The following is a 13,025-nucleotide window of genomic DNA, read 5'->3' on the forward strand; positions in this document are numbered from 1 at the left end:
GAGCTAAAAACATGAACTGGAAGACAACAGCAACCGCCATGGGGTTGGCGTTGCTCGCCACGACGGGCCTCGCCCGCGCCGACGGCGTGCTGAACATCTACAATTGGGGCAACTACACCAGCCCCGACGTGATCAAGAAGTTCGAGGCCAAGTACAACGTCAAGGTCACGATCACCGACTACGATTCGAACGATACGGCGCTCGCCAAGGTTCGCCAGGGCGGTACCGGCTTCGACATCGCGGTGCCTTCGCAGACCTACATTCCGATCTGGATCAAGGAAGGCCTCATCCAGGAGACCGATCCGGGCAAGATGGAAAACTTCAAGAACGTGGCGGCGGATTGGGCCAATCCCGATTTCGACCCAGGCCGCAAATACAGCGTTCCGTGGGCTTGGGGTACGATCGGCGTCGTCGTCAACACCGACGCCTACAAGGGCCCGGCCAATACATGGGGCATCGTCTTCAACACGCCGGACGAGCTGAAGGGCAAGGTCAACGTCGTTCCCGAAATGGGCGACGTGATGTTCGCCGCGATCAAGTATGTCGGCGGCCAGCAGTGCACGGACGACAAGGTTGTGCTGAAGAAGGTGCGTGACCTCTTGGTGGCGGCCAAGCCGAACTGGATCGCCATGGAATACAACACCATCGAGAAGATGGGCGCCGGCGACTTCAAGGCGACCAGCGACTGGAATGGTTCGGCGCTGCGCCAGCGGCTGGCCAACCCGGCCATCCACTTCAACTATCCGAAGGAAGGCTATGGCCTGTGGAGCGACAACGTGGTCGTTCTGAAGGAAGCCAAGAACGTCGAGAACGCCAAGCTGTTCCAGAACTTCATCATGGATCCGGAAAACGCGGCGGGTCTCTCGGCCTTCCATCGCTACGCCAACGCCATCACCGGTTCGGACAAGTTCATGCCAGCCGACATGAAGGATGCGCCGGAAGTCGTCATTCCGGCCGAAGACAAGCCGCTTGGCGAGTTGCAGAAGATGTGCCCGCCGGAAACCCAGGAACTCTACACCAAGATCTGGACCGAGCTGCAGAAGTAAGCTTCGCGCGTTCTACCAACATCATCGCGGCCGGGATCGATAAAGATCGATCCCGGCTGATCACCAGCGTCTTATCTGCGCTTTTGCAGAAGACGTCACAGGTAAAAAGGGAATATTGCCGTGAATTTGAAATTGTCCGCCGCCACGGCGGCCCTGGCCCTGTTGGCCGCAACCAGCTTCGCTCATGCCGATGGTGCGCTCAACATCTACAATTGGGGTAACTACACCAGCCCCGACGTCATCAAGAAGTTCGAGGAGAAGTACCAGGTCAAGGTGACGATCACCGACTACGACTCCAACGACACGGCACTCGCCAAGGTGCGCCAGGGCGGCAGCGGCTTCGACGTCGCCGTTCCCTCGCAGACCCACCTGCCGATCTGGATCAAGGAAGGGCTTTTGCTCGAGACCAATCCGGGCGGCATGGAGAACGCCAAGAACATCGCGCCTGAATGGGCCAATCCCGAATTCGATCCCGGCCGCAAATATTCCGTGCCGTGGGCTTGGGGAACGGTCGGCACCGTCGTCAACACCAGCACCTACAAGGGCGATATCAACACCTGGGGGATCATCTTCAACACGCCTGACGAGCTGAAGGGCAAGGTCAATGTCGTTCCTGAAATGAAGGACGTCATGACCGCTGCGATCCGCTATGTCGGCGGCGAGCAGTGCACGGCTGACAGGGACGTGCTGAAGAAGGCGCGTGACCTGCTGGTTGCGGCCAAGCCGAACTGGGTCGCGATGGAATACAGCGCCATCGACAAGATGAAGGCCGGCGATTTCCAGGCCTCCACCACCTGGAACGGGGCGGGACTGCGCATCCGGCTGGCGCGCCCCGAAGTCCACTTCGGCTATCCGAAGGAAGGTTTCACCTACTGGAGCGACAACGTCGTCGTGCTGAAGGACGCCAAGAACGTCGAGAACGCCAAGCTGTTCCAGAACTTCATCATGGACCCCGAGATCGCGGCCGGGCTTTCCGCCTATCACCGCTATGCGAACGGCATCGCCGGGTCGGAGAAGTTCATGCCGGCGGAGATGAAGGACGCACCCGAGATCATCATTCCGGAGGCCAGCAAGCCGCATGGCACGATGGCCATGATGTGCGCGGCGGAGACCGATGCGATCTACACCAAAATCTGGACCGAGCTGCAGAAGTAAGCCGACCATCAGAGCCTGGCACCGGCTGGTGCCGGGCTCTCCCATTTCAGGCTGGTGATGCCATGAGTTCCTACCGCAACAGCGACCCGCTACCGCCGATCATGCAGGGCTCGCCGCCAACCATGGTGCCGCCGAAGCTCGACTGGGACCGTGCACCCTGGAATCGCTGGGCCTTCCAGCATATCCGCGAAATCCTGCCGACCGTCGAGGTCTGGCGCGGCAGCGGCCATCGCCACCGCTTTGAGCGGACCGAGGTCGATCTCGACGCGCTGCCAGTAAGTGACAGCGCCGGCGCCGCCACGACGCTGGCCGGGCTGCTCGACGAGACTTATACCGACGGCTTCCTTGTGCTCAAGGACGGCAAGATCGCCTATGAGCGCTATTCCAACGGCATGACCGACCGGTCGCTGCACCTGTCGCAGTCGATGGCGAAGTCGATCACCGGCTCGGTGTTCGGCATATTGGTCGGGCGCGGCCTGATCGATCCGGCGCTGCCGGTAACAAACTACCTGCCGGAACTCAGCGTGACCGGATGGGCCGGCGCCAGCGTGCGGCACGTGCTGGACATGACGACCGGCGTGCGCTTTTCCGAGGCGTATACCGACCGCTATTCGGACATCGGCCAGGTCGATGTCGCGACCGGCTGGAAGCCAGTGCCGCCCGGCAGCGATCCGGATTTTCGCTGGCCGGCGCATATGTATGAGGTGATCCTCGGGCTCAAGGATACGGTCCGGCCGCATGGCGCGGCGTTCGAATATCGCTCGATCGAGACCGACGTGCTCGCCTTCATCATGGAGCGGGTAACCGGCAAGCGGCTGGCGCAACTGGTTTCGGAAGAGCTCTGGCAAAAGCTCGGCGCCGAGGAAAGCGCTTGTTTCACCGTCGACAGCGCCGGCTACGCGCTTGCCGATGGTGGCTTCAACGCGACGCTGCGCGACTATGGCCGCTTCGGCCAGCTGATCCTCGACAATGGGCGCGGTATCGTGCCGGCCGAATGGATCGAGGCAACGCGCACCGGCAGGCACGGGCCGGATTTCAGTTCGAGCCTGCCCGAAGGCAGCTACCGCAACCAGTTCTGGATCGAGAATCCCAGCTCGCGCGCGCTGATGTGCCGGGGCGTGTTCGGGCAGATGATCCATATCGACTGGAACACAGGAATGGTCGTGGTGAAGCTTTCGACCTGGCCGGATTTCAGCAATGTCGCCTATTCGGTGGCGACGGTGAAAGCCGTGCATGCCATCGCCGCCGCCCTGGCCTGAGCCCAGAAAAGACCAAGTCCTAAAAACGAGACCCGGAAGGAACCGCCATGACCGGCAAGACCGCGTTCGAAACCCGATATGGCTTTGCCCGCAACAAGGTGCAGCTCGCCAACTGGCGCGAAAACCCGTTCAACCGTTGGTCGTTCCAGAACCTCGGCGAACTGGTGCCGACCGCGCGCATTGCGGCAGCATCGGGCGCCAGCGAGGCCCCCGCGAAGGATCTGGGCGGACTGCTCAACGAAAAGGTCGCCATTTCCGGCGGCACCGAGACCGTGACCGGCTTTCTTGCGCGCTCCAGCACCGATGCGCTGACGATCATGAAAGGCGGCAAGCTCGTCGGCGACTGGTTCGCGCCGCATATGGATTTCGGCGCGCGTCACATCGTCTTTTCGGTCAGCAAGTCGCTGACCGCCATCGTCGCTGGGATACTGGAGGGCGAGGGCGTTTTCGATCCGGAAGCCCCGGTGGCCAGGTACATTCCGGAAGCCGCCAGCTCGGCCTATGGCGATGCGACGGCGCGGCACGTGCTGGACATGACGGTCAGCCTCGATTTCGAGGAAGCCTATCTCGATCCGGAAAGCGCCTTTGCCCGCTATCGTCGCGCCACGCTGTGGAATCCGGGCGGCGGCAGTGAAAGCCTGCGCGAGTTTCTGCTGACCTTGCAGCGCCTTGCCGAACCGCATGGCCAGACCTTCCGCTACCGCTCGCCCAATTCCGACCTGCTCGGCCTGCTGCTCGAACGCGCGTCGGGCCAGCGCTTCACCGACCTGATGCGCGACAAGCTTTGGCAGCCGCTGGGTGCGGTCAGCGAAGCATCGGTGGGTGTCGACATGGAAGGCACGGCGCGCACCGCCGGTGGCATTTCGGTGACGCCGCGCGATCTGGCCCGCGTCGGCGAGATGATGCGGCAGGGCGGCATGGCCAATGGCCGCCGCGTCGTGCCGCAGGCCTGGGTCGAGGACACGACCAGCACCGGCGGCAGTTCGGATGCCTGGCAGCGTGGCACGATGGTGCCGCTGTTTCCGCAAGGCCGTTACCGCAACAAATGGTACCAGTCGGGCAAGCCGAGCGGCGCCTATTGCGGCATCGGCATCCACGGCCAGTGGCTCTATGTCGACCCGAAGGCGGAAGTGGTGATCGCCAAGATGTCGTCACAGCCGGAGCCTGTCGACGACCCGCTGGATATCGAGATCGTCGCGTTCTTCGAGGGGCTGACCCAACTGGTCTGACTGCTCTGAGGGTCCCAGCTCGGCTCGCTTTCTTGTGGACTTGTCCCGCCGGTCAAAACGCGGCGGTTGGCGGAGCTGTCGTCAGCGCCTATGGTCGCCGCTCTTTTCGACAGCAGCGGGAACGACATGGCATCCGACATCAGACGCATCGCAGCGATCATCGCCACCGAGATCACCGCACGGCCCGAGCAGGCCGCCGCGGCGATCCAACTGCTGGACGAGGGTGCGACGGTGCCGTTCGTGGCGCGCTACCGCAAGGAAGTCACCGGCGGGCTTGATGACACGCAACTGCGCCTGCTTGCCGAGCGGCTTGCCTATCTGCGTGAACTGGATGCCCGCCGCGACACAATCCTGGGTTCCATCCGCGAGCAGGGCAAACTGACGGCAGAGCTCGAGACGAAGATCATCACAGCCGTCACCAAAGCGGAACTGGAAGACATCTACCTGCCCTACAAGCCCAAGCGCCGCACCAAGGCCGAGATCGCCAGGGAGCGCGGGCTGGGTCCGCTGGCGGAGGCCATTCTTGGCAACCGTTCGCTCGTGCCCGCCGAGCTGGCCTCGGCCTATGTCAGCGAGGAGGTTGTTGACACCAAGGCCGCGCTCGACGGCGCGCGCGACATCCTGTCCGAGCAGTTCGCCGAAAATGCCGATCTGGTCGGCAAGCTGCGGGCCTACATGAAGGAGCGCGCCTTCATGCGCGCCAGGGTCGTCGACGGCAAGCAGGAGGCTGGCGCGAAATTTTCCGACTATTTCGACCATTTCGAGCGCTGGGCCACGGTGCCCAGCCATCGTGCGCTGGCCATGCTGCGTGGCCGCAACGAGGAAGTGCTGTCGCTGGACATCGACGTCGATGCTGACGACACGTCACCGGTGAAGCCGGTCGAGCGGATGATCGCCAATGCCTATGCCATTGGTGGGAGCCTGCCGGGCGACCGCTGGCTGATGGATGTCGCCGGCTGGACCTGGCGCATAAAACTGTCGCTGCACCTGACGCTCGACCTGATGCGCGACCTGCGCGAGCGCTCCGAAGAGGAGGCGATCCATGTCTTCGCCCGCAACCTAAAGGACCTGCTGCTGGCCGCGCCCGCCGGCTCGCGCGCCACGATGGGGCTCGACCCGGGCATCCGCACAGGCGTCAAGGTGGCGGTGGTCGACGGAACCGGCAAGGTGCTGACGACGACGACGGTCTATCCGTTTCCGCCCAGGAACGATGTGCGCGGAACGCAGGCCGAACTCGCCAAGCTCATCCGCCTGCACAAGGTCGAGCTGATTTCCATCGGCAACGGCACTGGCAGCCGCGAGACGGAGAAGCTGGTGGCGGACATGCTGTCCGATATGCCGGCGGATGGCGGCCCCAAGCCGCTCAAGGTGATCGTCAGCGAAGCCGGCGCGTCGGTCTATTCCGCGTCGGCAACGGCGGCGGCCGAGTTTCCCGACCTCGACGTGTCGCTGCGCGGCGCTGTCTCGATCGCGCGGCGCCTGCAGGATCCGCTGGCCGAACTGGTCAAGATCGAACCCAAGTCGATCGGCGTCGGCCAGTATCAGCACGATGTCGACCAGTACCGGCTCGGCCGCTCACTGGAAGCGGTGGTCGAGGACGCGGTCAACGCGGTCGGCGTCGATCTCAACACGGCTTCGGCGCCGCTGCTGGCGCGGGTCTCGGGCCTCGGCGCGTCGCTCGCCGACGCCATCGTCGCGCATCGCGACGCCACTGGCCCGTTCGCCAGCCGGAAGGAACTGCTCAAGGTGCCACGGCTCGGACCGCGCGCGTTCGAACAATCCGCCGGATTCCTGCGCATCGCCAATGGCAGCGAGCCGCTCGATGCCTCGTCCGTGCATCCGGAAGCCTATGGCGTCGCCAAGAAGATCGTGGCGGCCTGCGGGCGCGACGTCCGTTCGCTGATGGGCGACAGCGCCGCACTCAAGGCGCTCGATCCACGCGTCTTCGTCGACGAGCGTTTCGGCCTGCCGACGGTGCGCGACATCCTGGCGGAGCTGGAAAAGCCGGGCCGCGATCCGCGCCCCGGTTTCAAGACGGCGACCTTCGCCGACGGCGTCGATGACATCAAGGATTTGAAGCCGGGGATGCTCCTGGAGGGCACGGTGACCAATGTCGCCGCCTTCGGCGCTTTCGTCGATATTGGCGTCCACCAGGATGGGCTGGTGCATGTCTCGCAATTGGCCGACCGTTTCATCAAGGATGCGCATGAGATCGTGAAGGCCGGTGACGTGGTGAAAGTGCGCGTCGTCGAGGTCGACATCAAGCGCAAGCGCATCGCCCTTTCGATGCGCAAGGATGGTGGCGAGGGCGGCGGTGCATCGAGAGGCGGACCGCGTGACAATGGTGGCGGAAAGCCCGCGCCGCGTTCGCCGGCGCCGCAGCGCCAGCCGGAACGACCAGCACAGCAGGGAGCGTTTGGTGCCGCACTGGCGGATGCGCTGAAACGGAAGTAGCTACCACGCCAGAACAGCCGGCTCCTTCTCAACCTGGCCCAACAGCCAATCACGAAAACTCGCGACCGGCGGATGGCCGCGCTTGTCGTGTGGCACGACCAGGTAATAGGCGCTGCGGCTTTGCATCGGCCGGCCCCGTGTGGGCACGAGCTGGCCGCGCTGCAACTCGCCGGCGATGAGTATCTGCGGCAATAGCGCCACGCCGAGCCCGGCCATGCAGGCCTGCGCTGCCGTGCCGAACTGCTCGAACTGCATGCCCGGTCCGGTCGGCGCGCTCAGGCCCTCATATTCGAACCACTCGGTCCATGCACCGGGGCGCGTCGCCATGTGCAAGAGCGGCTGGCGGCCGATATCGGCCGGCGTGGCGATGGCACGGCCGACGAGGAATTCGGGCGAGGCCACCGGCGCCACGGTCTCATGCACCAGCAGCGTGGAATCGGCATCCGGCCAGTCCGGCAGGCCGTAGTGGATGGCGGCGTCCAGCCTTTCCCGGGTGAAGTCGAAGCGGCCAACACGGGTGACGAAGTTGATGGTGATATCGGGGTTGTTTTCGACGAAACCAGGGATCATCGGCATCAGCCAGCGCGTGCCGAAGGTCGGCAATATGGCCAGGTTGAGAATGCCAACATGCCGATTGCTCATCAATCCAAGGGCTGCGTCGCGCAGTTGCCCGAGTGCCGAACGCACTGCTTCCGCATAGATTTCGCCAGCGACTGACAGCCGGACATTGCGGCTATCACGCTCAAACAGCCGGCGACCGAACTGGTCTTCCAGCAGCTTGATCTGCCGGCTTACGGCCCCCTGGGTCAGGTCTAGCTCCTGGGCCGCGGCGGTGAAACTGCCCAGACGCGCCACCGCCTCGAAGGCGGCAAGCGCGCTGATATTCGGCAAAAGGCGGCGCTGGACGCTCATAATTCATTACTAACACTCATGGATTGGTGAGGCAATTTCGTTTGATTTTCTCGGACCGGAGGCCGATAAGCCGGGGCAATTCAGGATTTTTGTCTGTGCATGTTCCCTAGGATCGCTGATAGTTTTGGGGCGACACGCATGAATTTGGGAGAGAGCCATGGCCGGCGACAAGAATGCATTCGTCTGGGAAGATCCGTTCCTGTTCGAGGATCAGCTGTCGGAAGACGAGCGCATGATGCGCGACGCGGCGGCCAGTTTTGCCGCCGACAAGCTCGCGCCGCGCATCGAAGAGGCCTATCTCAACGAGACCGCCGATCCGTCGATCTTCCGTGAGATGGGCGAGGCCGGCCTGCTCGGCATCACCATCCCAGAGGAATATGGCGGGCTCGGCTCGAATTACGTGACCTATGGTCTGGTCGCGCGCGAAATCGACCGCATCGATTCCGGCTACCGCTCGATGATGTCAGTGCAGTCGTCGCTGGTGATGTATCCGATCCATGCCTATGGGTCGGAAGAACAGCGCAAGAAGTACCTGCCCAAGCTCGCCAGCGGCGAATGGATCGGCTGCTTCGGCTTGACCGAGCCGGATGCCGGCTCCGATCCGGGCGGCATGAAGACGCGCGCCGAGAAGACCGCCAACGGCTACAGGCTGACCGGCTCGAAGATGTGGATTTCCAACGCGCCGATCGCCGACGTCTTCGTGGTGTGGGCGAAGTTGAAGGGCGAGAACGGCAAGGACGAGATCCGCGGCTTCGTGCTGGAAAAGGGCATGAAGGGTCTTTCGGCACCGAAGATCGGCGGCAAGCTCAGCCTGCGCGCGTCGATCACCGGTGAAGTGGTGATGGAAGGCGTCGAAGTCGGTGAAGATGCGCTGCTGCCCAACGTCTCCGGCCTGAAGGGCCCGTTCGGCTGCCTCAACCGCGCCCGCTACGGCATTTCCTGGGGCGTCATGGGCGTTGCCGAGGATTGCTGGTTCCGCGCCCGCCAATATGGTCTCGACCGCAAGCAGTTCGGCAAGCCGCTGGCCGGCACGCAGCTGTACCAGAAGAAGCTCGCCGACATGCAGACCGAGATTGCGCTCGGCCTGCAGGCATCGTTGCGCGTCGGGCGGTTGATGGATGAGGGCAAGATGGCCCCGGAGATGATCTCGATCGTCAAGCGCAACAATTGCGGCAAGGCGCTCGATATCGCCCGCCAGGCCCGCGACATGCATGGCGGCAACGGCATCCAGATCGGCTACCACGTCATGCGCCACGCGCAGAACCTGGAGACCGTCAACACCTACGAGGGCACGCATGACGTGCACGCGCTGATCCTGGGACGGGCACAGACGGGGATACAGGCGTTTTTCTGAGCTGTGTCGATATTTAGATGATGCCGGCCTGCAAATAGCGGCTTCCTGCGCTTCCGGTGCTCACGTACTTTAAGTACGCTCCGCTCCGGTTCTCGGTATCAGCCATTTTCGGCTCGGCCTGACCTGAATCTCAACACGCCTTAAGCCGGCCATGGTTCTTTAATTTAGGTGCACCGCAACATCCGCTTGGAGATTGGCGGCCAGATGTGTCAGGGTTCAGCGAATTGGTTTAAACGCTGAATTCCGGGGCCCCATGGCAATTCTGGCAGCCGTCTATCACCTGACCCACTACAAATACGACCGGCCGGTGGTTCTCGGCCCCCAGGTTATCAGGCTGCAGCCGGCGCCTCACTCCCGCACCAAGGTGCTCAGCCATTCGCTGAAGGTCGAGCCGGCCAATCACTTCGTCAATCTGCAGCAGGACCCCTACGGTAACTTCCTCGCCCGCTTCGTCTTTCCCGAACCGGTGACGGAGCTGAAGATCGAGGTCGACCTCGTCGCCGACATGACGGTCTACAATCCGTTCGATTTCTTCGTCGAGCCGTCGGCGGAGATCTTTCCGTTCGAATATCCCGAAGACATCAGGGACGATCTGACGATCTACCGGACACCGGAGCCAGCGGGTCCGCTGCTGTCGGCCTTCCTGAAGACCATCGATCGCCAACCGACCAACACCGTCAATTTCGTCGTCGACCTCAATGCCCGGCTGCAGCGCGAGATCGCCTACATCGTGCGCTTGGAAACGGGCGTGTTCTCGCCGGAGGAGACGCTGGCCGCGGCCAAGGGATCGTGCCGCGATTCAAGCTGGCTGCTGGTGCAGATCCTGCGCAATCTCGGCATTGCCGCGCGGTTCGTCTCCGGCTACCTGATCCAGTTGAAGCCGGATCTCGTCGCGCTCGACGGCCCGCCGGGCACCGCCGTCGATTTCACCGATCTGCACGCCTGGTGCGAGGTGTATCTGCCGGGAGCCGGCTGGATTGGTTTCGATCCGACCTCGGGCCTGCTCACCGGCGAAAGCCATGTGCCGCTGGCGGCGACACCGCATTTCCGCAATGCCGCGCCGATTTCCGGCATGGCGAGCTTCGCCAATGTCGAGTTCGGCTTCGAGATGCGTGTCGACCGCATCGCCGAGCATCCGCGCATCACCAAACCGTTCTCCGATGAAAGCTGGCTGGCGCTCGACGCGCTCGGCAACAAGGTCGATGCCGTGCTCAAGGCCGGGGATGTGCGCCTCACGATGGGCGGCGAGCCGACCTTCGTTTCGATCGACGATTTCGAGTCCGCGGAGTGGAACACCGCCGCCGTCGGGCCGACCAAGCGCGAAAAGGCCGATGCGCTGATCCGCCGGCTGCGCGAACGCTTCGCGCCAGGCGGCTTCCTGCATTACGGCCAGGGCAAATGGTATCCGGGCGAGAGCCTGCCACGCTGGACCTTTTCGCTCTACTGGCGCGCCGATGGCGAGCCGGTATGGAGAGACCCGTCGCTGATCGCCCATGAAAAGAGCGAGTCTGATATCGGTCCGCAGCAGGCCGAGAGCTTGCTCACCGCTATTGCCGGCGAACTCGGCATCGAAAAGGCCATGGTCAGCGAAGCCTATGAGGATCCGGCCGAATGGCTGCTCAAGGAAGGCAAGCTGCCCGACAATGTCGATCCGTCCAATTCGAAGCTGGAAGACCCGGAAGAGCGCAGCCGCATGGCAAAGGTGTTCGAACGCGGGCTGACGAAGCCGTCGGGCTATGTGCTGCCGGTGCAGCGCTGGAACAGCCAGGCCTCGGGGCCGCGCTGGCGCTCTGAAAAATGGAAGACGCGGCGCGGCCGGCTGTTCCTGGTGCCCGGCGATTCACCAGTTGGCTATCGTCTGCCGCTGGGCACGTTGCCCTATGTGCCGCCGGCGCAATTCCCCTACATCGTGCCGGTCGATCCGTCGCTGCCGCGCGGACCGCTGCCGGCGCGCGAAGCCATCTTGCCCACCGCGGCTCCAACAGAACTGGAAGGCGCCGATGAAATGGCGCGCCGCCAGCAGGCGGTGTCGTTCACCGCCGCGACTGGCCAACAGGACCGGGTCGAGCAGGAGATCACCGAGATCGGCGGCGCGGTGCGCACCGCGCTTTCGGTCGAGCCACGCGACGGGCGGCTCTGCGTGTTCATGCCCGGTCGAGGCCCTGGAGGATTATCTCGAACTCGTTGCCGCGGCTGAAAACGCGGCAAAGGCAATCGGCCTGCCCGTCCATATCGAGGGCTATGGGCCGCCACACGATCCGCGCCTTAACGTCATCCGCGTAGCTCCGGATCCGGGCGTCATCGAGGTCAACATCCATCCCGCCGCCAATTGGCAGGATTGCGTGGCGACGACGACGGCTGTCTATGAGGAGGCGCGGCAGACGCGGCTTGGCGCAGACAAGTTCATGATCGACGGCCGTCACACCGGCACCGGCGGCGGCAACCATGTCGTTGTCGGCGGCGCGACGCCCAACGACAGCCCGTTCCTGCGCCGGCCCGATCTGTTGAAGAGCCTGGTGCTGCAATGGCAGCGGCGTCCATCCTTGTCCTATCTGTTCTCCGGCCTGTTCATCGGCCCGACCAGCCAGGCGCCGCGTTTTGACGAGGCCAGGCATGACTCGCTCTACGAACTCGAAATCGCCATGGCGCAGGTGCCACATCCCGATCAAGGCAATGCGCCATTGCCGTGGCTGGTCGACCGGCTGTTCCGCAACCTTTTGACCGACGTCACCGGGAATACGCACCGTTCGGAAATCTGCATCGACAAGCTGTTTTCGCCGGATGGCCCAACCGGCCGGCTGGGGCTGGTCGAGTTCCGTGGCTTCGAGATGCCGCCCAATGCGCGCATGAGCCTGGCGCAGCAGCTCTTGGTCCGCGCTATTATTGCCCGCGCGTGGAAAAACCCGCTCGACGGCCGCTTCGTGCGCTGGGGCACATCGCTGCATGACCGTTTCATGCTGCCGCACTATGTCTGGGCCGATTTCCTCGACGTGCTCGACGACCTCAAGCTCAATGGTTTTGAGTTCCGCCCCGAATGGTTCGACGCCCAGCTCGAATTCCGCTTTCCCTTCTGCGGCGAGGTCCAGCACGCTGGCATCAAGCTGGAACTGCGCCAGGCGCTGGAGCCGTGGCATGTCATGGGCGAGCAGGGCGCGATTGGCGGCACGGTACGCTTCGTCGATTCCTCGGTCGAGCGGCTGCAGGTGAAGACCGAGGGGTTGAACCCCGAGCGTCATGCCATCGTCTGCAATGGGCGCATTGTGCCGATGCGGGTGACGGACAACCGCGAGGTCGCGGTGGCCGGCGTGCGCTTCAAGGCCTGGCAGCCGGCATCAGGCCTGCATCCGGCGCTTCCGGTCAACACGCCGCTCGTCTTCGATATATATGACCGTTGGTCGGGCCGGGCTGTCGGTGGCTGCGTCTATCATGTCGCTCATCCCGGCGGCCGCAGCTACGACACATTTCCGGTCAATGGCAACGAAGCGGAGGCGCGGCGGCTCGCCCGCTTCGAGCCGCGTGGCCATACACCGTCCGGTTATGTGCCGCACAGCGAAGAACCCGCTGAAGATTTCCCGATGACCCTTGACCTCAGGCGCCCTCCAAGACTCTGATCGAC

Annotated in this window: 7 protein-coding genes and 1 pseudogene; 7 read left to right on the forward strand and 1 reads right to left on the reverse strand. The window is 63.6% G+C overall.

Annotation, left to right across the window (positions count from 1 at the left end; all coding sequences use genetic code 11):
* Positions 1–11: 11 nt before the first annotated feature.
* From LGH82_RS26175 to LGH82_RS26195, 5 genes are all read left to right on the forward strand, one after another.
* A complete protein-coding gene (locus LGH82_RS26175; RefSeq protein ID WP_227345501.1) occupies positions 12–1,046 on the forward strand; it encodes an extracellular solute-binding protein in 1,035 nt (344 codons plus the stop codon).
* Between the two features lie 120 nt (positions 1,047–1,166).
* Entirely contained in the window at positions 1,167–2,201 is a 1,035-nt protein-coding gene (locus LGH82_RS26180; RefSeq protein ID WP_227345502.1) for an extracellular solute-binding protein, read from the forward strand.
* A 62-nt stretch (positions 2,202–2,263) separates the two neighbouring features.
* Positions 2,264–3,460 carry a serine hydrolase domain-containing protein gene (locus tag LGH82_RS26185; RefSeq protein WP_227345503.1) on the forward strand — a complete coding sequence of 399 codons (1,197 nt, stop codon included), beginning with the start codon at positions 2,264–2,266 and terminating at the stop codon, positions 3,458–3,460.
* A gap of 47 nt (positions 3,461–3,507) precedes the next feature.
* Positions 3,508–4,689, forward strand: a complete 1,182-nt coding sequence (locus tag LGH82_RS26190; protein ID WP_227345504.1) for a serine hydrolase domain-containing protein — start codon at positions 3,508–3,510, stop codon at positions 4,687–4,689.
* Positions 4,690–4,815: 126 nt separating this feature from the next.
* Positions 4,816–7,143 (forward strand): Tex family protein, encoded by a 2,328-nt coding sequence (locus LGH82_RS26195; RefSeq protein WP_227345505.1) that lies wholly within the window; start codon positions 4,816–4,818, stop codon positions 7,141–7,143.
* Here LGH82_RS26195 and LGH82_RS26200 read toward each other — a convergent pair whose 3' ends face one another.
* Positions 7,144–8,055, reverse strand: a complete 912-nt coding sequence (locus LGH82_RS26200; RefSeq protein ID WP_227345506.1) for a LysR family transcriptional regulator — start codon at positions 8,053–8,055, stop codon at positions 7,144–7,146.
* Positions 8,056–8,212: 157 nt separating this feature from the next.
* Here LGH82_RS26200 and LGH82_RS26205 point away from each other — a divergent pair, with 157 nt between their 5' ends.
* Together LGH82_RS26205 and LGH82_RS26210 are read left to right on the forward strand one after the other, a co-directional pair.
* The gene (locus tag LGH82_RS26205; RefSeq protein ID WP_227345507.1) at positions 8,213–9,409 is read left to right on the forward strand and encodes an acyl-CoA dehydrogenase; all 1,197 of its coding nucleotides are present in this window, start codon (positions 8,213–8,215) and stop codon (positions 9,407–9,409) included.
* A gap of 253 nt (positions 9,410–9,662) precedes the next feature.
* Positions 9,663–13,020: pseudogene (locus LGH82_RS26210) on the forward strand (DUF2126 domain-containing protein).
* Positions 13,021–13,025: the final 5 nt, after the last annotated feature.

It is taken from the genome of Mesorhizobium sp. PAMC28654 (genome assembly GCF_020616515.1).
GTDB lineage: Bacteria > Pseudomonadota > Alphaproteobacteria > Rhizobiales > Rhizobiaceae > Mesorhizobium.